Raw genomic sequence first — 503 nt, forward strand, 5'->3', positions numbered from 1 at the left:
CCGCCTCGCAGCGACAAGACCGGGGTGTCGTACCGGGGTGCAATGGTGCAGGGATGAATCTCCAGGGAATCGAGCTGCGTTACGTGTTGACGATGCACCTCGCCCACAATGGGCCGGCCACCATCGGTCAAATGATCGAAGCCCTTAATAAACAGGGCTTTCGGATCCGCGGTAGGGCATCGAAAGTCATCTCAGACGCCTTGCGGTGGGAGATGGGCCGCGGCAGAGTGCGTCGGATGGGCCGCGGTCGGTACGGGCCTAGATCCATGCCGCGGTCCACCGAATACCGTATTCATCAGCGCGTGCTGTCTCTGCGGCAGGCGACGAGGTTGTCGCTATGAGGCGGACAACTCGTCGATTCCTCCGGCCAGGGGCCGGTGTGGCGGATGTGACTCATCCTCCGCGAGCCCGAGCACCAGCGAGCCTAAAGTCGCTGTGAGGCGGGCACATCGCCGCTTCCCCCGGCGAGAAACGCATGTGGCCGCTGTGACTCAGCTCGCGAC

1 protein-coding gene is annotated in these 503 nt (G+C 63.6%); it reads left to right on the forward strand.

The window, feature by feature from the left end:
* The first annotated feature begins 53 nt into the window (after positions 1-53).
* Positions 54-341 carry a hypothetical protein gene (locus A9X04_RS31350; RefSeq protein ID WP_067919054.1) on the forward strand — a complete coding sequence of 96 codons (288 nt, stop codon included), beginning with the start codon at positions 54-56 and terminating at the stop codon, positions 339-341.
* Positions 342-503 lie beyond the last annotated feature (162 nt).

The organism is Mycobacterium sp. E3247 (assembly GCF_001667785.1).
Taxonomy (GTDB): domain Bacteria; phylum Actinomycetota; class Actinomycetes; order Mycobacteriales; family Mycobacteriaceae; genus Mycobacterium.

Coding starts and splice junctions, on each gene's coding strand:
- A9X04_RS31350 (WP_067919054.1), top strand. CDS start 54: ATGAATCTCCAGGGAATCGAGCTGCGTTACGTGTTGACGATGCACCTC.